This is a genomic window from Tessaracoccus flavescens (assembly GCF_001998865.1).
Taxonomy (GTDB): domain Bacteria; phylum Actinomycetota; class Actinomycetes; order Propionibacteriales; family Propionibacteriaceae; genus Arachnia; species Arachnia flavescens.
This window is the reverse complement of the sequence record NZ_CP019607.1, coordinates 3,087,129-3,107,176: the sequence shown is the minus strand read 5'-3', so window position 1 is coordinate 3,107,176 and position 20,048 is coordinate 3,087,129. Positions and strand designations below refer to the sequence as shown.

21 protein-coding genes and 2 tRNA genes are annotated in these 20,048 nt (G+C 69.0%); 7 read left to right on the top strand and 16 right to left on the bottom strand.

Going from position 1 to position 20,048, the window contains the following annotated elements; genetic code table 11:
- Window positions 1-104: 104 nt before the first annotated feature.
- A complete protein-coding gene (locus tag BW733_RS15070) occupies window positions 105-830 on the top strand; it encodes a hypothetical protein (RefSeq protein ID WP_077351761.1) in 726 nt (241 codons plus the stop codon).
- Here BW733_RS15070 and BW733_RS15065 read toward each other — a convergent pair whose 3' ends face one another.
- Genes BW733_RS15065 through BW733_RS18370 form a run of 4 tightly spaced genes read right to left on the bottom strand, consistent with a single transcriptional unit; the run spans window position 831 to window position 3,976 of the window.
- Window positions 831-1,754, bottom strand: coding sequence for a thiamine-phosphate kinase (locus BW733_RS15065; protein WP_077351759.1), 924 nt, complete (start codon window positions 1,752-1,754; stop codon window positions 831-833).
- Between the two features lies 1 nt (window position 1,755).
- Window positions 1,756-2,868 carry a D-alanine--D-alanine ligase family protein gene (locus BW733_RS15060; protein WP_077351757.1) on the bottom strand — a complete coding sequence of 371 codons (1,113 nt, stop codon included), beginning with the start codon at window positions 2,866-2,868 and terminating at the stop codon, window positions 1,756-1,758.
- A gap of 35 nt (window positions 2,869-2,903) precedes the next feature.
- A complete protein-coding gene (locus BW733_RS15055) occupies window positions 2,904-3,677 on the bottom strand; it encodes a lysophospholipid acyltransferase family protein (RefSeq protein ID WP_161490258.1) in 774 nt (257 codons plus the stop codon).
- A complete protein-coding gene (locus tag BW733_RS18370; RefSeq protein ID WP_161490257.1) occupies window positions 3,677-3,976 on the bottom strand; it encodes a hypothetical protein in 300 nt (99 codons plus the stop codon). Before BW733_RS18370 ends, BW733_RS15055 begins: the two co-directional genes overlap by 1 nt.
- Window positions 3,977-4,145: 169 nt before the next feature.
- Here BW733_RS18370 and BW733_RS15050 point away from each other — a divergent pair, with 169 nt between their 5' ends.
- Complete coding sequence (locus BW733_RS15050) at window positions 4,146-4,757, top strand: ClpP family protease (protein WP_077351753.1); 612 nt, start codon at window positions 4,146-4,148, stop codon at window positions 4,755-4,757.
- Entirely contained in the window at window positions 4,754-5,347 is a 594-nt protein-coding gene (locus tag BW733_RS15045) for a ClpP family protease (RefSeq protein WP_077351751.1), read from the top strand. Before BW733_RS15050 ends, BW733_RS15045 begins: the two co-directional genes overlap by 4 nt.
- Before the next feature lie 3 nt (window positions 5,348-5,350).
- On the opposite strand, the gene BW733_RS15040 is transcribed toward BW733_RS15045, so the two are convergent.
- Entirely contained in the window at window positions 5,351-5,653 is a 303-nt protein-coding gene (locus BW733_RS15040) for a helix-turn-helix domain-containing protein (protein WP_077351749.1), read from the bottom strand.
- Between the two features lie 281 nt (window positions 5,654-5,934).
- Window positions 5,935-7,962, bottom strand: coding sequence for a prolyl oligopeptidase family serine peptidase (locus BW733_RS15035; RefSeq protein ID WP_237268226.1), 2,028 nt, complete (start codon window positions 7,960-7,962; stop codon window positions 5,935-5,937).
- 599 nt (window positions 7,963-8,561) lie between these two features.
- Here BW733_RS15035 and BW733_RS18660 point away from each other — a divergent pair.
- Together BW733_RS18660 and BW733_RS18365 are read left to right on the top strand one after the other, a co-directional pair.
- The gene (locus tag BW733_RS18660) at window positions 8,562-9,032 is read left to right on the top strand and encodes a hypothetical protein (RefSeq protein WP_077351745.1); all 471 of its coding nucleotides are present in this window, start codon (window positions 8,562-8,564) and stop codon (window positions 9,030-9,032) included.
- Between the two features lie 44 nt (window positions 9,033-9,076).
- Complete coding sequence (locus BW733_RS18365; protein WP_161490256.1) at window positions 9,077-9,223, top strand: hypothetical protein; 147 nt, start codon at window positions 9,077-9,079, stop codon at window positions 9,221-9,223.
- Between the two features lie 371 nt (window positions 9,224-9,594).
- On the opposite strand, the gene leuD is transcribed toward BW733_RS18365, so the two are convergent.
- Both leuD and leuC read right to left on the bottom strand, forming a co-directional pair.
- Window positions 9,595-10,200 (bottom strand): 3-isopropylmalate dehydratase small subunit, encoded by a 606-nt coding sequence (gene leuD / locus BW733_RS15025; protein ID WP_077351743.1) that lies wholly within the window; start codon window positions 10,198-10,200, stop codon window positions 9,595-9,597.
- A 17-nt stretch (window positions 10,201-10,217) separates the two neighbouring features.
- On the bottom strand, window positions 10,218-11,615 hold the full coding sequence (gene leuC / locus BW733_RS15020; RefSeq protein WP_077351741.1) for a 3-isopropylmalate dehydratase large subunit: 1,398 nt from the start codon (window positions 11,613-11,615) through the stop codon (window positions 10,218-10,220).
- Window positions 11,616-11,715: 100 nt separating this feature from the next.
- On the opposite strand from leuC, the gene BW733_RS15015 reads away from it, so the two are divergent.
- Window positions 11,716-12,441, top strand: a complete 726-nt coding sequence (locus tag BW733_RS15015; RefSeq protein ID WP_077351739.1) for an IclR family transcriptional regulator — start codon at window positions 11,716-11,718, stop codon at window positions 12,439-12,441.
- 127 nt (window positions 12,442-12,568) lie between these two features.
- On the opposite strand, the gene BW733_RS19105 is transcribed toward BW733_RS15015, so the two are convergent.
- From BW733_RS19105 to cimA, 7 genes are all read right to left on the bottom strand, one after another.
- On the bottom strand, window positions 12,569-12,778 hold the full coding sequence (locus tag BW733_RS19105) for an SIP domain-containing protein (protein WP_237268225.1): 210 nt from the start codon (window positions 12,776-12,778) through the stop codon (window positions 12,569-12,571).
- A gap of 52 nt (window positions 12,779-12,830) precedes the next feature.
- A complete protein-coding gene (locus tag BW733_RS19100; RefSeq protein ID WP_202970223.1) occupies window positions 12,831-13,046 on the bottom strand; it encodes a siderophore-interacting protein in 216 nt (71 codons plus the stop codon).
- A 211-nt stretch (window positions 13,047-13,257) separates the two neighbouring features.
- Window positions 13,258-13,330: transfer RNA gene (locus BW733_RS15005), tRNA-Glu, on the bottom strand.
- Between the two features lie 29 nt (window positions 13,331-13,359).
- Window positions 13,360-13,431, bottom strand: a tRNA-Gln gene (locus BW733_RS15000).
- Between the two features lie 83 nt (window positions 13,432-13,514).
- A complete protein-coding gene (locus tag BW733_RS14995) occupies window positions 13,515-14,438 on the bottom strand; it encodes a CPBP family intramembrane glutamic endopeptidase (RefSeq protein ID WP_077351737.1) in 924 nt (307 codons plus the stop codon).
- Window positions 14,435-15,238 (bottom strand): fumarylacetoacetate hydrolase family protein, encoded by an 804-nt coding sequence (locus BW733_RS14990; protein WP_077351735.1) that lies wholly within the window; start codon window positions 15,236-15,238, stop codon window positions 14,435-14,437. The genes BW733_RS14995 and BW733_RS14990 overlap by 4 nt, the downstream gene beginning before the upstream one ends.
- Window positions 15,239-15,337: 99 nt before the next feature.
- The gene (gene cimA / locus BW733_RS14985; protein WP_077351733.1) at window positions 15,338-16,918 is read right to left on the bottom strand and encodes a citramalate synthase; all 1,581 of its coding nucleotides are present in this window, start codon (window positions 16,916-16,918) and stop codon (window positions 15,338-15,340) included.
- Window positions 16,919-17,049: 131 nt separating this feature from the next.
- Between cimA and BW733_RS14980 the strand changes: the two genes are divergently transcribed.
- Complete coding sequence (locus BW733_RS14980) at window positions 17,050-18,102, top strand: 3-isopropylmalate dehydrogenase (protein WP_077351731.1); 1,053 nt, start codon at window positions 17,050-17,052, stop codon at window positions 18,100-18,102.
- A 38-nt stretch (window positions 18,103-18,140) separates the two neighbouring features.
- Here BW733_RS14980 and BW733_RS14975 read toward each other — a convergent pair whose 3' ends face one another.
- Window positions 18,141-20,048, bottom strand: coding sequence for a Tle-like phospholipase domain-containing protein (locus BW733_RS14975; RefSeq protein ID WP_077351729.1), 1,908 nt, complete (start codon window positions 20,046-20,048; stop codon window positions 18,141-18,143).

Genomic DNA, 20,048 nt, shown 5'->3' with positions numbered 1-20,048 from the left:
GGCGTCGATCCACTCGACGTCCCGCGCGCTGACTCGGGCAGTTAGGCTGAAGCTCTCGGGTCAGTTCGGGGATCAACTCCGCGGAGGTCGGCACGCTGCTCTTCATGGACGCGGAGGCCGTGGCCCGTGACTGGGATCTGGACCGCACGACGACCACGAGGCCCTACGAGGGCGAGGGTCGCGACTGGGTGCTGCAGACCGGGAGCTTCGCGAATCCTCCTGTCCCCGACTCTCCGGTGCTGGTGACGGATCTCGACTTCGACTGGAGCGTCCAGGCGACGGCGGCAGGGGTACGTTCCTTCACCATCGTCGGCGGGGCGGGCGGGTCCCTGCTCGAGTCCTCGCGCCAGAGGCTCGACGAGGCCGGTTACGCCCGCAAGGGAGACCGCTACGTCGCACCCGCCTCCGGGAGTCCGCTCGGACCGCCCGATGTCGCCATCGTCGACGACACGATCCTCAGCGTCGACCACGAGCGGGGCGCGCCGCTGCTGAGCGATGACGCCCCCGTCTCGGAGCATCCCGCGATCTCCGCCCTCATGCCGTGCCTGGCAGGGGCCGAGTACGCCAGCCTCTCGTTCCAGGGCATCGGAATCGGAGCGTCCGTCGATGACGGCGAGGGGCGAGGCTGGGCCTGCCTGGTCAAGGAGGGGGCGACCCAGGCGGACGCCGACGCCGTGCAGCCCAACGCCGAAGGCGTCGAGATCACGGGGCGCAGCGTCGAGGACGGCGTGATCCGGCTCGAGCTCGACCTGACGGACGTCGACGCGGGGCTGCCTGCCCCGCTCAAGCTGGTGCTCGGCCTGCCGGAGCAGACCTACCCCGGCTTCTGATCAGGCGAAGTGGTCCCAGCCTGCCGAGCCCTCCCAGGGTTCGCCGTCGACGGTGACCGAGCCGGAGTCGGTGACCCTGCCGATCACGCGCCATCCCTTGGGCACGACGGCCTCGTTGCGGAACGTCGCCACGAGCGCGTGGTCCTCACCGCCGGCGAGCACGAAGCCGAGCGGATCACGGCCGGTGGCGGCGGACACGCGGGCGACGCCGTCGGGGATCTCGACGGACGACGGGTCGACGTCGATCCCGACCCGGGAGCGTTCGGCAAGGTGGCCGAGATCGGCGAGCAGTCCGTCGGAGACGTCGAGCATCGCCGTCGCACCCCCGTCGTTCGCGACGATGCCCTGGCCGTACGGGACGCTCGGGGTGAGATGTTCGGCGACCATGTCCTTCGGCGAGCCGAAGCCGCGCTGCAGGACGGTCAGGCCGGCGGCCGACCACCCGAGCCGGCCGGTGACCGCGACGACCTCGCCGACCTTCGCACCGAAGCGCGTCACGGGAGGGCGTCCCTCGAGGTCGCCGATGGCTGTGACGCAGATGGAGATCACCGACGCCGAGCTCAGGTCGCCGCCGACGAGGCTCACCCCGGCGGTCGCGCACTCCTCCTTGACGCCGTCCTCGAACTCCGCGACCCACGCCTGGTCGAGGTCCTTCGGGAAGGCAAGGGCGACCACGACGGCGCTCGGCCGCGCCCCCATCGCCTCGACATCGGAGACGTTGACCGCGACGGCCTTGCGTCCGACGGCGCTGGCCGAGGACCACTGCCGCTTGAAGTGGACGTTCTCGATCAGCATGTCGGTGGTGACGACCGTGTCTCCGCTGAAGCGCAGCACCGCGGCGTCGTCTCCCACCGAGAGCATCACGTCGTCACCGACGGTGAGGTCGCTGGTGATGGACTCGATCAGTTCGAACTCGCCCGCCACGTCAGCGCAGCCCCACCGGGCGCTCGAGGGCGAGGTCGATGAGCCGTCCGACGAGGTCGGCGTAGCTCATTCCACCCTCCTGCCAGAGGGTCGGGAACATGGAGATCTGGGTGAAGCCCGGCATGGTGTTGACCTCGTTGATGTAGATCTCGTCGCCGGAGACGAAGAAGTCGGAGCGGACGAGTCCCTCGGCGTCGACCGCGACGAAGGAGCGCTTCGCGAGTTCACGGAGCCGCTCGGAGAGTTCTGGCGAGATGTCTGCCGGGGCGTCGAGGGCCGCGCCGTCCTCGTCGAAGTACTTGGACTCGTAGTCGTAGAAGCCGTCGGCCGCGAGGACGCGGATCTCACCGATCACCGAGGCGTCGCAGCCCAGCGGGGACTCGGGGTTGCCGAGGACGGCGCACTCGAGTTCGCGGGCGCCGACGAGGCCCTGCTCGACGACGATCTTGGGGTCGAACTTCTGGGCCTCCGCGATGGCCGCCTCCAGTTCGGAGGGGTCGCTGACCCGCGAGATGCCGATCGACGAGCCGCCGCGGGCCGGCTTCACGAACAGCGGGTAGGTGAGCTTGTTGATTTCGGCGAGGACGGCGTCGCGGTCCTGTTCGAGGCGCAGCGCGCTCGCGGCGACGTACGGGTAGACGGGAAGCCCGGCGGCCTCGAAGGCGACCTTCATGAAGTGCTTGTCCATGCCGATCGCGGACGCGGTGACTCCACTGCCGACGTAGCGGATGCCCATCATCTCGAAGAGTCCCTGGATGGTGCCGTCCTCACCGTAGGGCCCGTGCAGCAGCGCGAAGGCGACGTCGACGCCGTGGATGTCGACCAGCGTCTCCCCCTCGCGGGTCGCCACCTCGCAGCCGTTCTCGCCGACCATCCATACGGCCTCGTGTGGGGCCTCCTCGACCTCGGGCGCGACCCCGTCGACGATGGCGTAGTTCTCGATGACCTCAAGCGGGACCTGCTCCCAGGTGCCGTTCTTCGTGATGCCGACGCCGACGACCTCGAACCGGTCCTTGTCGATCGCCTTCAGCACCGATGACGCGGTCAGGCACGAGATGCCGTGCTCGGACGACTGGCCGCCGAAGATCAGCGCGACGCGCTTGCGGTCACTCACAGGGATTCCTCCTCAGATGGATGGCGAGCGTCACTCTACTCGCCGCGATCGGCCTCGATCTCCACGCGGCGCCCCTGCCGCAGGTCGAAGCGCCCCTTCGGCGGCTCGAGGCCGGTCAGCTCGGCGCGCATGTCGCGCAGCGTGTCGAGGAAATAGGTGGTGACCTCGTCGAGAACCTCCTTGGTCGGCTCCCTGCCCTCCCACCGGCTGAGGTCCAGCAGCGGACCCGCCATCACCTGGACGTCCTTGCGGCGCCCGAACAGTGACTTCAGCGAGATGCGGCGGCCGCCGAGCACCTTCTCTGCGCCGGTCTGGGCGACGGGGAGCACGGGCGCCCCGGTCTTCAGGGCGAGGCTGGCTGCGCCTCGCCTTCCGCTCATCGGCCACCCGTCCGGGTCGGCCGTGATCGTCCCCTCGGGGTAGATCGCCACCATCTTTCCCTCGGCGAGGGCCCGCTCCGCGTTGGCCAGCGACTCGCCCGCCCGGTCCGTGTTGCGGTAGACGGGGATCTGTTCGCACTGCCGCGCTACCCAACCGAGCACCGGCACCTTCCAGATGTCGGACTTGCCGAGGAAGCGGGGCCAGCGGCCGTTCCAGATCAGGAACTGGCCGAGCACGATGGGGTCGAAGTTGCCGATGTGGTTGGCGATGACGATGACCGGCCCGCTCTGCGGAACGTTGTCCCCACCGGTCCACGTCGTCTTCGCCAAGACGGGCACGAGGTTGCGCGCCAGGTGCGCGATCGCGCGGTAGACCCGGGAGGCGGGCTCAGTGTTGGTCAGGTCGAAGTGGGGCCTGCGCCATGCCATCAGGCGGCCACCTTCCTGGGCGCGGCGAGGTCGAGCATCCCGGCGACGGCGGTGAGGAAGGCCGAGGGCACGAGATACCAGCCGCTGCCGCCGGAGGTGGCGACGGCGACGACGAGGGTGAGGGCCGCCGCCGCGATAGCGGCCCATGCCCACCAGTCCCGCTTCACGAAGATCAAGGTGGCGGCGATCACGGCTCCCGTCGCGTAGACGAGCGGGTCGTGGCCGCTGGTGAACGCGACCCCGAAGGCGCCCAGCGCGGCGAGGACGATCAGCGCGAGAGCGAGCCACTTGTGTTTCATGACGGCAAGGGTAGCGGCCGCCTTCCGCCCACCGCTCAACCGCCCCGCAGCCCAACGGGCAGGCACCAGGCGAGGCGGGTGGGTGTTCACGGCACCGCGCTGCCGACGGCGGATCCGCTCACGGCAGCGTCCCCTTCGCTTCCCCCACCCATGCGACGAGGGTGAAGTCATGGAAGAGAACCCACTCACCGCACTCGACGACCACCTCGCCTCGCGACTGCTCGAGCAACGCACGCTCCTGCTGGGCACCCCGCTCGACGAGACGGTAGGCAACCGGCTGTGTGCCGCGCTGATCCTGCTCGCCACCGAGGACCCGACCGCAGACATCTATCTCTGGATCAACTCCCCAGGCGGCTCCGTGCCGAGCATGCTCGCCATCCGTGACACGATGCGGCTGATCCCCAACACCGTCCGGACCGTCAACCTCGGGATGGCCTACAGCGCGGGACAGTTCCTGCTCAGCTCCGGCTCGCGGGGCGCCCGCTTCGCGCTGCGGCACTCCCGGGTGCTGCTCCACCAGGGCTCCGCCGGCTTCGGCGGCAGCGCCGGGGACATCGCGATCCAGGCGGACGGGCTGCGCAGCACCCGCGACACCGTGCTCGGGCTCATCGCCGAGGACACCGGCCAGGACGTCGCGCAGGTCGAGCGCGACTCGCGTCGCGACCGGTGGTTCGACGCCGAGGAGGCGCTCGCCTACGGGTTCGTCGACCACGTCGTCACCTCCCTCGACGAGGTCCGGCCGCGACCCCGGCAGGCGATCGGGCTGGGGGCTGCGGCATGAGCGGCTACACGATCCCCTACGTCTCCACCCGCACCGACCGGGGCGAGAAGACCACCGACATCTACTCACGGCTGCTCGCCGACCGGATCCTCTACCTGGGCACCCCGATCGACGACGGCGTCGCCAACGCCGTGATCGCCCAGCTGATCCATCTCGAGTCGGACAACCCGGACGCCCCGATCGGTGTCTACCTCAACTCTCCTGGCGGTTCCATCACCTCGATGCTCGCCATCTACGACGCGATGCAGTTCGTCCGTCCGCGCGTGGAGACGACCTGCGTCGGCCAAGCGGTCGCCACCGCCGCCGTGCTGCTGGCAGGGGGCGCACCCGGGCACCGACAGATCCTCCCCCACGGGCGCGTCGTGCTGCACCAGCCGGCCGCGGAGGGGCGAGGCGCGATCCCGGACCTGATCCTGGAGGCCGAGGAGGTGGAGCGCACGCGGAGCCTGCTGGAGGAGTTGTTGGCCGCGCACACCGGACGCTCCGCGGAGCAGGTACGCGAGGACACGGAGCGCGACCTGGTGCTCACCCCCGAACGCGCTGTCGAGTACGGCATCGTCGACTCGGTGCTCGCCGCACGGGCGGCGTGAGGTTCAGGCGGCGAGGCAGAAGGCGTCGCGTCCGCCACTGACGGGGATGCGGGCGCCGGAGGCGGCTCGCGAGGCCACCTCGACAACGGTCAGGTCGAGGGCCCCCGCGATGGCCGACAGCAGTTCGGAGGACGCGTCCTTGCGCCCCCGCTCCACCTCGGAGAGGTACTGCGGCGAGACCCCGGCGCGCCTGGCGACGTCGACCAGCCGGAGCTCGGACTCCCGGCGCTCGCGTCGCAGCACGTCGCCGACGACCTCCCTCCAGAGGGGTTCGACCTGCCGGGTGGGCTGCTGGGGCTCTGCCATGGATCCATGCTAGATCGCGGCGGCGCGCGCGGTCGGCGCGCTCTGCTCTGAGCAGATCGGGGGCGAGCGAGGCGGTGCCCTCCATCGTGTCGACGAACCCGGTGGCCGTCTCGCCCTGGTCGCAGGGGCATTGCGGTCCAGTTCGAGCGCGCCATGAGTATCACGGCGGCGCGATCAGCGGCGTGTGCTTCCCACCGGACGGCGCGACGCTGTAGGTCTGCCGCAGGGATCGCCGCTACTCCACGGACGGTTCGCCGTTGCGCCGCGCCGACGCGCTGAGCTCACCCGAGGCGGTCCCAGAGGAACTGCAGGTAGAGCGCCTCCATGTGGGCGCGCTGCCTGTTGTCGGCCGCACCGCCGTGGCCGCCCTCGATGTTCTCGAAGTACAAGACGTCCTTTCCTGCTTCCTGCAGCCGGGCCATCATCTTGCGGGCGTGCCCGGGATGTACGCGGTCGTCGCGCGTCGACGTGAGCAGCAGCGCGGGCGGATAGGCGCGCTGGTCGTCGACGAGATGGTAGGGCGAGAACGTCTGGATGAAGGCCCAGTCGTCCTCGACCTCCGGATCTCCGTACTCTCCCATCCAGGACGCGCCCGCGAGCAGTTGGCTGTAGCGGCGCATGTCGAGCAGCGGCACCTGGATCACGACGGCACCGAAGAGCTCGGGGTACTGCGTCAGCATGTTCCCGGTGAGCAGCCCGCCGTTGCTTCCACCCCGCACGCCGAGCCTGGCCGCGGTGGTGACGCCGGTGGAGATGAGGTCACGTGCGACAGCTGCGAAGTCCTCGTAGGCGCGGTGCCTGTTCTCGCGGAGGGCGGCCTGGTGCCACCGCGGGCCGTACTCGCCGCCGCCGCGGATGTTGGCGACCACATAGACGCCACCCCGCTCGAGCCACCCCTTTCCGACCGACGGCGCGTAGGCAGGGGTGAGCGAGATCTCGAAGCCGCCGTAGCCGTAGAGCAGGGTCGGATTCGAGCCGTCGAGTTCCAGGTCACGCTGACCGACGAGGAAATAGGGCACGCGGGTGCCGTCGGCGGAGGTGGCGAAGCGCTGGCTGACGCTCAGCCCCTCGTGCTCGAAGAAGGACGGCTCGGCCTTCAGTGGTTCGGGCGCTGCGTCGGAGCCCAGGTCGGCGAGCAGCAGCGAGGTGGGGGTCACGAAGTCGGTGACCACCAGCCAGACCTCGTCCGAGGTCTCGTCGTCGACGGCGGCAGCGTGGATGGTGCCGAGCGCTGGCACGCCGTCGTGGGGCCGCAGCCGCCAGCCCCCATCGACGGGCGTCGCGATCGTCAGGGCGCTGGCCACATCCGTTAGCACGGTGAGCAGGATGTGGTTGCGGGTGAATGTGACGTCGGACAGCGCAGCCGTGTCGGTGGGCGTGAAGAGCGTGGTCAGGTGGCGGTCTCCGGCCTGGAAGTCGTCGAGCCGCGTCACGAGAAGCGAACCGGCCGGGTGTGTCGTCTCCCCCACCGTCCAGTCGTCCCGCAGTTCGAGCAGGAGCCATTCACGGTGGAGGTGTTTGATCGCCGAGTCGGGCGCGTCGAGCGGGACGAACCGGCCCTGCCCGTCCGCGAGATGCAGGCGCGCGTCGCGGCTGTCGAGGTACTGGAGCAGGTGGTCACGCTCGTGGCCCGGGGTGCGGTCGCGTCCGGCGTAGATGCCGTAGCCCGCGTTGTCCTCCGGTCCCTCGAACACCGTCTCGGCCTCGCTCATCGTGGTCCCGCGGTGCCAGATCCGGGCGGTGCGGGCGTAGCCGGCGCGGTTGACGGTGCCCGGGCCGAGGTCGGCGACGAGATAGACGGAGTTCTCGTCGCGCCAGGTGAGCCGTCCCTTCGACTCGGGCCGCAGGAATCCGTCCGTGACGAAGGAGCCGGTCTCGAGATCGAACTCGCGGGTGACGTCGGCGTCAGCACCGCCGCGTGACAGCGCGATCAGGACGCGGGGATGGTCGGGCCGGAGGAACTCGACGCCGTGCCAGACCCAGTTCTCGTCCTCTTCCTCGTTGAGCGCATCGAGATCGACGACGGTGTGCCATACGGGCTCCTCCCTGCGGTACTCGTCGGGCCGGGTCCGGCGCCAGATGCCGCGCGGATGCTCGGCGTCGCGCCAGAAGTTGTAGTACCAGGCGCCGTGCCTGGTGGGCATCGGGATCTGCTGGTCTGAGTCGTGGATGGCGAGCAGCCCGGCCTCGAGGTCCGCGAATCCGTCACCGGCGGCCAGTTCGGCCTCGGCCTCGGCGTTACGCTGCCTCACCCATGCGAGCGCCGCCTCGTCCTCGACGGCTTCGAGCCAGAGATGGGGGTCGTTCACGGATCCTCCTGATGGTGTGTCTGGGCCAACGCTAGCCGTCTGGAGCAACCTGGAGGAGACTCACCTGAGCGTGCATGCCCAGTTCGCTGGACGTGTGTGCCTGTGGGGCAGTCGACAGCGGAGCCGACGCGAGCGGCAGCCTCGCCCACCGACTGACTCATCGTCGGCGAGGCGTGGAGGCGACGAGCGTGCCCGTCTGTGCCTTCCCAGCGTCGCCCGGAGCAGGCTAGAGCGACTGCACGCCGCCGCCTTGAGCTCCGCATCCCAGACCTCGAATAACGATCTGATAACAAAGTCATCAGGACGGGTCGGCCCTCGATCGTCCCCTGACAAGCACCGCCACGCTCCGATCACACTTCCCGGACGACCCAGGAGAATCAGAACTGGGACCGCGCGAGAGGGGACGAGCCGAGGCGTTGCAGAACTGTCAGAGCCGATCCCTACCTTCCATGTATGGCAACCAATCAGAGCTTCCCCGCTCACCACCCCGACCACGGTCCGGGTTTCACTGCTCCCCCTGCCCAGCAGGGTTCCAGCCCCCTGCCCCGCCGCCGCCCGCGCCCACCAAGAAGGCCTGGTACCGGCGTTGGTGGGTCTGGGTGATCGCCGCCCTCGTGCTGCTTGGCGGAATCAACTCCCTCGTGAACGCCCCCAAAGACCCGTCGCCCACCGCGGTCACCCCCACGGCATCCGGCTCGCCTTCGGACGATGCCGGGTCAGAGGCGGACGCCGCCGAGGCATCGGCAAAGGCTGAGGCTTCGGCAAAGGATGAGGCTTCGGCAAAGGCCGAAGCTGAGGCATCAGAGAAGGCGGAAGCGGAAGCGTCCGCAAAGGCCGAGGCCGAGGCATCCGCAAAGGCAGAAGCTGAGGCATCGGCCGCGGCGAAGGCGGCACTCACCGACCCTTCGGCCTACTCGGAGATCAGCAGGCGCGACTGGCAACTGATCGAGAAGGATCCCGACAGCCACATCGGTGAGAAGTACGTCATCCACGGCTACGTCACCCAGGCCGACGCTGCGACCGGCACCGAGGGCTTCCGGGCCAACACGGGAGGTGCCGAGGGCGACTGAAACGACTACGACATCAACACGGTGGTCATGCCGACCCGGCCCTGGTGGCTGATGTGGTGACCGACGACATCGTCACGATGTACGTCACGGTGCTCGGTTCCTACTCGTACGACACGCAGATCGGTGGCTCCACCACTGCGGTGTCGGTGGTCGCGGGCATCATCGAGAACCGCGGGTCAACCTCCGACTAGCTGGCATGAGCGCCAGCGCACCCTTCGACACATAGCCGAGCGGCGGTGCGTAGAACACGGGCAGCGTCATCCCCGGCGCGACGTCGACGACCAGCGACGCCTCTCCGTAGCCGCCCCGGCCCTGGGGTCTCGCAGCGAATCGTATGGCGCCCCGGCGTGACGGGAACGAAGCCCCCGAACTGGTCCTTGAACACCAGCTCGCCGTCGTCGAAGCAGCGCACCACGAGGTTGTAGCCGCTCTCGTAGACGCGGACGTCGAGGGCGGACTTGATCACCCGGATGCATGGTCGACAACCCTACGGTCGGGCGGGATCAGCAGGCACGACGAACGGCCCGCCTCCATCGGAGACGGGCCGTTGCGGGCGACGGGATCAGCCGGCGGTCTTCGCCGGAAGCGTCTTCGGCTTGAACGACGGGCGGGTCGCCTCGTAGGCCGAGATGTCGTCGGCGTGCTGCAGCGTCATCGAGATGTCGTCGAGGCCGTTGAGCAGGCGGTGCTTCGTGTACTCGTCGATCTCGAAGGTCACCGTCAGGTCGCCGCGGGTGATCGTCTGGCTCGGCAGGTCGACCGTTGTGTCGACGTTCGGGTCGGCCTCGATGGCCGCCCAGAGCGCGTCGCGGTCGGCCTCGGAGACGAGCGCGACCACGAGGCCTGCCTTTCCGGAGTTGGAGCGGAAGATGTCGCCGAAGCGGGTGCCGATGATGACCTTGAAGCCGTAGTTCTGCAGCGCCCAGACGGCGTGCTCACGCGACGACCCGGTGCCGAAGTCGGGCCCGGGGATCAGGATCGTCCCGGTGCTGAACGGCTCACGGTTGAGCACGAACTCGGGATCGTTGCGCCATGCGGCGAAGAGCCCGTCCTCGAAGCCGGTGCGGGTGATCCGCTTCAGGTAGACGGCAGGGATGATCTGGTCGGTGTCGACGTTGCTGCGCTGCAGCGGGACGGCGATGCCGGTGTGGTTGACGAAGGGTTCCATCGTTGATCGGTCCTAACTCAGAGATCTGCCGGGGCGGACAGGCGACCGGTGATCGCGGTGGCTGCTGCGACGGCGGGCGAGACGAGGTGCGTGCGGCCGCCCTTGCCCTGGCGACCCTCGAAGTTGCGGTTCGAGGTCGACGCGGAGCGCTCGCCGGGGGCCAGCTGGTCGGGGTTCATGCCGAGGCACATGGAGCAGCCGGCGGCGCGCCACTCGGCGCCGAAGTCGAGGAAGACCTTGTCGAGGCCCTCCGATTCGGCCTGAAGTCGCACGCGAGCCGAGCCGGGCACGACGAGCATGCGCACCGAGTCGGCCTTCTTGCGGCCCTGGAGCACAGACGCGGCGAGGCGCAGGTCCTCGATCCGGCCGTTGGTGCAGGAGCCGAGGAAGACGGTGTCGACCGCGATGTCGCGCATCGGCGTGCCGGGGGTCAGGTCCATGTACTCGAGGGCGCGCTTGGCGGTCGCCTGCTCGACCTCGGAGTCGAAGTCCTCGGGGGCGGGCACGGAGCCGCCCAGCGGGACGCCGTGGCCGGGGTTGGTTCCCCACGTCACGAACGGGGTCAGCTTGGTGGCGTCGATGTCGACCTCGACGTCGAAGGTGGCGTCGTCGTCGGAGCGCAGGGTCTTCCAGTACTCGACGGCCGCGTCCCAGTCCTCACCCTCGGGTGCGTGCGGGCGGCCCTTCAGGTAGGCGAAGGTGGTCTCGTCGGGTGCCATCATGCCTGCCTTCGCGCCCCACTCGATCGACATGTTGCAGATCGTCATGCGACCCTCCATCGACAGGTTCTCGATGGTGTCGCCGCGATACTCGACGATGTAGCCCTGGCCGCCGCCGGTGCCGACCTTCGCGATCAGCGTCAGCACGATGTCCTTGGCCGTTACGCCGTCGGGCAGTTCGCCGTTGATGTTGACGGCCATGGTCTTCGGCCTGGCCTGCGGCAGCGTCTGCGTGGCGAGCACGTGCTCGACCTCGGAGGTGCCGATGCCGTAGGCCAGCGCGCCGAACGCGCCGTGGGTCGAGGTGTGCGAGTCGCCGCACACGATCGTCATGCCTGGCTGGGTCACGCCCAGCTGGGGGCCGATGATGTGGACGACGCCCTGGTCCTTGTCACCCAGCGAATGGATGCGCACGCCGAAGTCCTTGGCGTTCTGGCGGAGCGTGTCGACCTGCTTCTTCGAGACGGGGTCGGCGATCGGCGCGAGGATGTTCAGCGTCGGGGTGTTGTGGTCCTCGGTCGCCAGCGTCAGGTCGGGGCGACGCACGGGACGGCCGGCGAGTCGGAGCCCCTCGAACGCCTGCGGGCTGGTCACCTCATGGACCAGGTGCAGGTCGATGTAGAGCAGGTCAGGCTCGCCTTCTGCCGACCGGACGACGTGCGCGTCCCATACCTTTTCGCTCAGGGTCTTACCCATGGCTCCTCGCTTCATACCGATGTGAACTGCGGTTCAGTATGAACAAGCTGAGCGCGTCCGCCCCTTGCGTGTCCACTATTCGGATTGATAATCTCACAATATGGACGAATCTTCTGGCGTTGGAGTGCTCGACAAGGCGGCCGCGGTCCTGGCCGCACTGGAGCGCAATCCGCTGACCCTCGCGGGTCTGGTGACGGCCACCGGACTGGCCCGTCCCACCGCACACCGGCTCGCCGTCGCACTCGAGCACCACCGCTTCGTCGGCCGCGACCTGCAGGGCCGCTTCGTGCTCGGCCCCCGCCTGATCGAACTGGCGGAATCGGCGGGCGAGGATCCCCTGCTCGCCACCGCCGGCCCGATCCTCACGCGCCTGCGCGACATCACGGGCGAGTCGGTGCAATTGTTCCGCCGCCAGGGCGACATCCGCATCTGCGTCGCCTCAGTGGAACGCCCGCACGGCCTGCGCGACACCGTCCCCGTCGGAGCGCAGCTCTCGATGTCCGCGGGCTCCGCGGCGCAGGTACTGCTGGCCTGGGAGGAACCGGAGAAGCTCGAGAAGCTGCTCGACACCGCCTCATTCACCCTCTCGACGCTGCAGTCGGTGCGTCGTCGCGGCTGGGCCCAGTCCGTCGCCGAACGCGAGGCAGGCGTCGCATCGGTCTCCGCGCCCGTGCTCGCCCCGTCCGGCAAGCTCATCGCCGCCGTGTCCGTCTCCGGACCGATCGAGCGACTCACCCGCTCCCCCGGCCGCCTGCACGCGCCTGCGGTACTCGCGGCCGCCGAAAGGCTGAGCGAGGTGCTCCGTCGCAGCGGCGCCCCGGAGTAGTCACCGACGCGGCACAGCGCCGCAGCCGAACGTACCAGTGGCCCGGTCTGTCCAGGACCGGGCCACTGATTTTTCCTGCGGTCGCGGCTACGAGAAGGAATCAGCCGCAACGTCTGTCGGCCGAGGATCAGTCGGCGGCGCGGCCCACCCTCCAGAAGCCGCTGAACTCGATCCGCGCCTTCGCCACGCCACAGGCGACCAGATGTCGGCGCCCCTCGGCCGCGAGCCGTTGCTCCCCGACCAGGAACGCCAAGATCGTCTCGGGACGCACGGGCGTGAAACCGCGAAGTTCGGCGAGCGCGGCCTCCCCCGGACGCGCATGCCGATCCTCGCGCACGATCCACCGCACCTCGACCCCATCAGGGCCGACGACCTCCTGTGCGTCGGGGTCAGGCCGACGTCTCGGGAAGGTGGGAGAAGTCGGGAGTCCCGTGCTCAGGATGCGGAAAGAAGAGGCGGACCCAGTGGTCGAAACCATGCTGCGGGAGCCGGGCCAGATCCTCGCCACCGAGCGTGAGGCGCACCATGTGCAGGCTGACCCGCTCGTTCCGCAACACCTCGGCCAGGTAGAGGCCGCGCTCCTGGCGGGCATCGCTGAAAGCCATGCTGGGTCCTCCCCGTTTGACGACGGGAACACTGTAGATTAGGCAAGGTTGTCATCACTTAATCCCCGGCCGCGGGGACTGTCCCGGCAGGGGACATCATGCACTGCTGCTGCCGGATCGGCCTGGGCGGCGGCCGCGGGACCGGCCCACGGAGGCCGCGCCGGCGTCGACGGACACGAAAAAGACCCGGCCATTTCTGACCGGGTCTTCGTAGCCCCGACGGGATTCGAACCCGCGCTACCGCCTTGAGAGGGCGGCGTGCTAGGCCGCTACACAACGGGGCCCTAGCGCCTGGAAAGCTTAGCACTTTCCGCAGGGGTACCAGGACTCGAACCTGAACTAACGGAACCAGAAACCGTCGGGCTGCCAATTACCCCATACCCCTGTGCCCCGGCCGTTGAACCGGGCACGAAGAAGAACACTACACCATGGGTTTCGCACCCCGCAAACTGAGGGTTCCGGGCGCGATCAGGGCGATCGGGTGGCAAGTCCCATGCGCTTTCCGACCCACCAGGCGACCGCAGCGAAGGCCGCGAAACCTGCGATGTCCCAGGCCGCGTCACCCCACGTGATGGCCGTGACCGTCTTCAGTTCCGCGATCGACGACGAGAACATCGCATACCCGTAGGCGGCGAGGTTGTTGACGATGTGCGCGGCGATCCCCGCCTCGAGGCCCCCGGTCACGACGACAAGGGCGCCCGCCACGAGCCCGAAGGCCAGCCGGTGGGAGAACAGCGCGGGGTTCTGCACCCCGTGCAGCAGGGCGAAGATGACTGCGGATCCGACGACGCCTACCCAGCGGTTTCCCGTCGCGGAGCCGATGGCCTGCAGCAGGTACCCCCGGAAGAAGACCTCCTCGGCGGCAGCCTGCAGCGGCGAGGTCAGCAGCAGCACAAGCGCGAAGCTGACCCACCCGTCCTGCCCCGAATGGAACTGCGGGACGCCCTTCGCGGCGAACGACAGCCACAGCACGCCGTTGAGCACCACGAGGGCCACCACGAGCGCGATCAGCAGGTAGCGCCACCGCACACCGGGTTGGACCGACGCCAGCCAACGCGGCCGCACGCCGTGCACGAAACGCACGATCAGGATCGACACCGGGATCAGCAGCGCAAGCGCCAACTGACCCGAAGCCGGACCCTCCGGAAGCTCGTAGGCCGAAGCGGCCTGCTGGTACTGCGCCCAGTCGCCACCCCGGAAGAGGTGCGAGACGATCAGCACCAGCCGCGCGAACAGCGGAACGAGCAGTGCGAAGGCACTGAACCCCACGAGGATGCCGAAGACCGCCTGGAAGGGGCTCGCTCCCGGGTGCCGCAGCGCGAGCGGGTAGCTCACGCCCGACGGCGGATCGACCGGATCGCCGAAGGCGACCAGCCGGGGGGTTTCGCTCACTCGTCCGCGACGGGGTTGGCGAGGGTGCCGAGCCCGGTGATGGAGACCTTCACCTCGTCGCCCGGCTGCATGGCTCCGACACCCGCGGGCGTGCCGGTGAGGATGACGTCCCCGGGCAGAAGGGTCATCGAGGCGGTGATGTAGGAGATCAGTTCGGCGACGCCACGCACCATCTGCGAGGTCGAGCCGTCCTGGCGCACCTCGTCGTTGAGTCGGGTCTCGATGTCGAGCTTTCCGACCTCCTCGAGGGTCAGGTGGGTGTTGATCCAGGGACCGAGCGGCAGGAAGGTGTCGGAGCCCTTCGCGCGCGCCCACTGGCCGTCGCTGCGCTGCCAGTCGCGGGCCGTGACGTCGTTGGCGATGGTGTAGCCGAAGATGACCTCCTGGGCGCGCTCGACGGGCACCTGCTTGCAGATGCGGCCGATGATCACCGCGAGCTCGCCCTCGTACTGCAGGTCCTCGACCCCTGCTGGCCGGATGATCGTCTCTCCGGGGCCGATGACCGAGGTGTTGGGCTTGAAGAACAGCAGCGGCGCCTCGGGCACCTCACCGCCCATCTCCCGTGCGTGATCGGCGTAGTTCTTCCCGACGGCCACCACCTTCGAGCGGGGGATCACAGGCGAGAGCAGGCGGACCTCGTCGAGGTCGTGGCGCTCCCCCGTGTAGTTGACCGCGACTCCGGCGAGCGGGTCGGAGGTCAGGGTCGCGATGGAGTCGGGGTGGTCCCCGCCGTCGACGGCGAGTTCGATGATCCCGTACTGGGGATCCTTGCCTGCAAGGGCGAAACGGGCGATACGCATGCCAGACAGCCTAGTTCAGTGACTCGCGCCGCAACCAGCGGCGTGGAGCCACGACCGCCCTGCGGAACCGGTCCGCCACACTTACCCGGAAGGTCGGGCTCACGCCTCCAGGTGCGTCATGATCCCGTAGGAGAGCGCATCGAGCAGCGCCTCCCACGAGGCCTCGATCACGTTGGTGCCGACGCCGACGGTCGTCCAGGTCTCGCCCCCGTAGGAGGTGTCGATCAGGGTGCGCACCGTCGCGTCCGTGCCGTACCCCTCGTCGAGGATGCGGACCCGGTAGTCCGTCAGCTCGAAGTCCGCGACCTGCGGGTAGGCGGGGATCAGCGCGGCGCGCAGCGCGTCGTCGAGGGCGTTGACGGGGCCGTTGCCCTCGCCGACGACCATCTGCCTTGCACCCTTCGCCGTCAGCTTGACGGTGGCCTCCGAGATGTTGATCCCGTCGCGCTCCTCCGTGAACACGCGCCACGAGTGCACCTCGATGGGCAGGTCGAGGACACCGAGCTGGTCACGCAGCAGCATCTCGAAGCTGGCGTCGGCCGACTCGTACGAATAGCCCTCCGCCTCGCGCTCCTTGACCACCTCGGTGATCTTCGCGGCGAGCTCGCGGTCATCCAGGTCGAAGCCGAGCTGCTCGCCCTTGATCTGGATGTTGGCGCGACCCGCCATGTCGGAGATCAGCATCCGCATGTCGTTGCCGACCAGCGCCGGATCGATGTGCTGGTAGAGGTTCTCGTCCACCTTGATCGCCGAGGCGTGCAGGCCCGCCTTGTGCGCGAAGCTCGACTGGCCGACGTAGGGCTGCCTACCGAGCAGCGGCTGGTGCGCGACGAGCGCGATCGCGTGCGCGACGCGGGTGAGGTCGGCGAGCTGGTCGGCCGGGAGGATCTCCCAACCGAACTTGAGCTGCAGGTTGGGGATCACGGCCGACAGGTCGGCGTTGCCGGTGCGCTCCCCGTAGCCGTTGAAGGTGCCCTGGACGTGCATGACTCCGGCCTCGACGGCGGCGACGGTGTTGGCGACCGCGCAGGCGGTGTCGTTGTGCACGTGCACGCCGAGGTTGGCTCCGGTCTCGGCCGCGGCGCGCACGATGTCGCCGATCCAGCTCGGCAGCATGCCGCCGTTGGTGTCGCACAGCACGACGACCTCGGCGCCTGCGTCGTGGGCCGTCTGCACCACCTTGATCGCGTACTCGGGGTAGGCGCGGTAGCCGTCGAAGAAGTGCTCGCAGTCGACGAAGACCCGCTTGCCCTGCGACCGCAGGAACGTGACCGTGTCGGTGATCATCTCGAGGTTCTCCTCGAGCGTGGTGCGCAGCGCGCGGCGGACGTGGTCCTCGTGCGACTTCGCCACGATGCAGATGTACTCGGTGTCCGCGTCGACGAGGGCCTTCGTCAGGGCGTCCTCGGAGGCCTTCGCCCCTGCCTTGCGGGTCGCGCCGAACGCGACGAGCTTCGAGCGCTTCAGCCCCAGGTCCTTGGCGAGCTGGAAGAACTCGGTGTCGGCCGGGTTCGCGCCCGGCCAGCCGCCCTCGATGAACGTGACCCCGAGCTCGTCGAGGTAGCCGGCGATCTTGAGCTTGTCCGGCACGGACAGGTGAAGGCCCTCCTGCTGCGCGCCGTCGCGCAGGGAGGTGTCGAACACATGGAACTCGGCTGGTTGCACGGGCAGCGTCGGCATTGTCACTCCAGATCGATACGGGAAACTCTGGGCACAATACGCTGCCGAGCAGGGGCTGCGACGTCTCATTCAGTGGACGGACACCTGAGACGGGAGGCGCCTCCACGCGGCGCTCCCGTAGGGTTTCCGCCATGACTTCAGCCAAGATTGCCGTCATCGGCGGCGACGGAATCGGCCCCGAGGTGACCGCGGAGGCGCTCAAGGCGCTCACCGCCGTCGCGGGAGCCGACGCGTTCGACTTCGTGCACTACGACCTCGGCGCCGAGCGCTGGCAGCGCACCGGCGAGGTGCTGCCCGACTCCGTCCTCGACGAGCTCAAGGCCGTCGACGCCATCGTGCTCGGCGCGGTCGGCGCCGCCCCCGGCTCGAAGGCGATCCCGAGCGGGCTCCTCGAGCGCGGCCTGCTGCTGAAGCTGCGCTTCGCCTTCGACCACGCCATCAACCTGCGCCCGTCCAAGCTGTACCCAGGCGTTCCCACCCCGCTGGCCCCCTCCGTTGTCGACGGCAAGAACGTCGACTTCGTCGTGGTGCGCGAGGGCACCGAGGGCCTCTACTGCGGCAACGGTGGCGCGGTGCGCGTCGGCACCCCGCAGGAGTTGGCCACCGAGGTCTCCGTCAACACGGCCTACGGCGTGGAACGCGTCGTGCGCGACGCCTACCGGCGCGCACAGTCGCGCCGCGGCCACCTCACGCTGCTGCACAAGCACAACGTGCTGGTCAACGCCGGCTCGCTGTGGAACCGCATCTTCACCGAGGTCGGCGAGGAGTTCCCCGACGTCGAGCGGAAGTACCTGCACATCGACGCGGCCATGATCGCCCTGGTGGTGGACCCCAGCCAGTTCGACGTCATCGTCACCGACAACCTGTTCGGCGACATCGTGACCGACCTGGCGGCCGCCGTGACCGGAGGCATCGGGCTCGCGGCTTCGGCCAACATCAACCCGACCGGCGAGTACCCGTCGATGTTCGAGCCGGTGCACGGCTCCGCACCCGACATCGCAGGCAAGGGCATCGCCGACCCCACCGCGGCCATCTCATCGATGGGTCTGCTGCTCGACCACCTCGGCAGGCCCGAGCTGGCGGCCAGGATCGACGAGGCCGTCTCCGCCGACATCGCCGAGCGCGGGACCTCGAAGACCTCCACCTCGGAGACCGGCGACCGCATCGCGGCGCGCCTGGCCTGACCGACGAGGGTCGGTGGGCGCAGGCGCCACCGGCCCGGTCACGGCACCGGGGTGAGGTCCTCCGGACGGTCCGTGCCGTAGACGTCGTTGTAGTTGTCGCGGACGTTGCCGCTGCCGTGCCCGTCGACGGGGTTGAGGTGGCCGGGCAGGTCGATCGGGACGCCGACGGCGTCGGGCATGAGTCCCGGTGTGATCGGGTAGTCCTCCTGCAGGCCGGTGAGGATGTCGTCGTCGGTCTGGTAGACGCGAACCTGACCGGAGTCGAGCTGGCTCTGCAACTGCTCGACCGTCGTGCCGTTCGACTGGGCGATGTATTCCAACTGGGCCGGGCTGACGCCTGCCGCGTTGGCCGTGACGGCCGGGTTGCCTGAGACGAGCGACGCGGTCGCGGCAAGCCTGCCCCCGAGCGAGTGCCCCGCGTAGAGCACGTTGTCGTGCTGCGGGCTCTGACCGACCGCCTGGGCGATCGCGATCGCCATCTCGGACTGCGGACCCATCCCGGTGCCTCCGGGGACGTTCTCCTGGAGCAGGTCACGCTGCTGCGAGTCACCGAAGTCGGTTCCCTCGAAGAGGATCACGACGCTTCCGTCGTCGCCTACGTAGACGTGCGCCTTGAAGCCGTTCGCATCGTCGACAAGCATGTCTGGCGTGAGCCCCAGTTCCTCGAGCTGCTCCGGCGTCGCCTGCTGCATGTTGTCGGGCACCTGGCCAGCCAGCATGTCGATCAGGACGCCGTCGCGCGGGTCGGGTTCGGTGCCCATCATGGAGTCGGCGAGCGAGCCGTCCGAGACGGTGTTACCCGGCCCCGGGTCGACCCCGGTGCGCAGCGTCTCCCCCGCACGCTCCATGGTGTTGCCCAGCTGACGGATCTGTCCGAGGTAGCCGTTGCCCTGCTGTGCGACGTCGCGCAGCAGCTGGGCGATGACCTGCATCTCGGTGGCGAGGAACTCCACCACCCAGGCCACGAAGCGGCTGAGGATTCCTGCGATCATGGCGCCGCTGACGATGATCCCGCCGGGGACGACGGCGAAGCCGAGCGAGACCTTCAGCCAGAACAGGTTGGGAACGGCCTGCCGGACGATCTCCTCGATCATGTTGACCAGGATCGCCACCACGGCCTTGCGGGTGTGTGCCGTGTTGGCCGCGACGCCCTCCACGCTCGGACCGATCACATCGACGAGGGCCTTGGCCGCCTGCATGCAGCCCTGCTGGATGACGGCGTACTCCTGGTAGTTGTCCGCCGCCTCACCGAACCATTCCGGGGCCATCCGCGTCGAGGCGTCCATGCTGCCGACGTGCGTGTCGAGGGCGCGGGCGAGGTTCTCGAGGCTGGACTTGAACTGGCGGATGGCGTCGGGGTCGCCGGTGAGCTTCTCGATGGCGTCGTCGAAGGGCGGGAAGTAGCTGAGCAGGGTGCCCGCGAGGAAGCCGAGACCGTTGGCCACCATCTCGTAGACGGCGACAGGGGCGTTGAGCCAGTCGAGCGCCGTCGGCATCAGGACCGATCCGATGTTGCCCCCGGAGAACCCGTCACCGCCCGTCGCGGCCCCTCCGCCGAGCACTCCCTTCGCCCTGACCCAGTGCGTGCGCGGAGTGATGGTGACCGAGCCGGTGGCCGGTGCAGGCGCACCCGCTCCCCCGCCCCCCGCGATCTGGCTTGCGAACGCGACGGCCTGGTCCTCGGCGCTCTGGTAGCTCGTGGCCGAATGGTCGAGGCCGTCTCCCATCCGCCCGACCGCGGCGCCCGCCCCCGTCAGGAACGAGTCGATCCCGTCGGTGGTGTAGGGAAAGGCGTTGGACGCCGGTGGGGCGAGCAGCTTTCCGAAGGACTCCTGGTGCGGCGGAGGTGCGGAGCCGGCGAGCCCGTTGACGGTGTCCGCCTCGGTGCTGACCGCAGAGGCCATCGAGCTGATCTGCGTCGGATTCCAGCCGGTCGGATCTGCCAT

Excerpts from the sequence above, each read along its gene's own strand:
- BW733_RS15070 (WP_077351761.1), top strand. The coding sequence starts at position 105 with ATGGACGCGGAGGCCGTGGCCCGTGACTGGGATCTGGACCGCACGACG.
- BW733_RS15055 (WP_161490258.1), bottom strand. The coding sequence starts at position 3,677 with ATGGCATGGCGCAGGCCCCACTTCGACCTGACCAACACTGAGCCCGCC.
- BW733_RS18370 (WP_161490257.1), bottom strand. The coding sequence starts at position 3,976 with ATGAAACACAAGTGGCTCGCTCTCGCGCTGATCGTCCTCGCCGCGCTG.
- BW733_RS15050 (WP_077351753.1), top strand. The coding sequence starts at position 4,146 with ATGGAAGAGAACCCACTCACCGCACTCGACGACCACCTCGCCTCGCGA.
- BW733_RS15045 (WP_077351751.1), top strand. The coding sequence starts at position 4,754 with ATGAGCGGCTACACGATCCCCTACGTCTCCACCCGCACCGACCGGGGC.
- BW733_RS15040 (WP_077351749.1), bottom strand. The coding sequence starts at position 5,653 with ATGGCAGAGCCCCAGCAGCCCACCCGGCAGGTCGAACCCCTCTGGAGG.
- leuD (WP_077351743.1), bottom strand. The coding sequence starts at position 10,200 with ATGGAACCCTTCGTCAACCACACCGGCATCGCCGTCCCGCTGCAGCGC.
- leuC (WP_077351741.1), bottom strand. The coding sequence starts at position 11,615 with ATGGGTAAGACCCTGAGCGAAAAGGTATGGGACGCGCACGTCGTCCGG.
- BW733_RS15015 (WP_077351739.1), top strand. The coding sequence starts at position 11,716 with ATGGACGAATCTTCTGGCGTTGGAGTGCTCGACAAGGCGGCCGCGGTC.
- BW733_RS19100 (WP_202970223.1), bottom strand. The coding sequence starts at position 13,046 with ATGGCTTTCAGCGATGCCCGCCAGGAGCGCGGCCTCTACCTGGCCGAG.
- BW733_RS14990 (WP_077351735.1), bottom strand. The coding sequence starts at position 15,238 with ATGCGTATCGCCCGTTTCGCCCTTGCAGGCAAGGATCCCCAGTACGGG.
- cimA (WP_077351733.1), bottom strand. The coding sequence starts at position 16,918 with ATGCCGACGCTGCCCGTGCAACCAGCCGAGTTCCATGTGTTCGACACC.
- BW733_RS14980 (WP_077351731.1), top strand. The coding sequence starts at position 17,050 with ATGACTTCAGCCAAGATTGCCGTCATCGGCGGCGACGGAATCGGCCCC.
- BW733_RS14975 (WP_077351729.1), bottom strand. The coding sequence starts at position 20,048 with ATGGCAGATCCGACCGGCTGGAATCCGACGCAGATCAGCTCGATGGCC.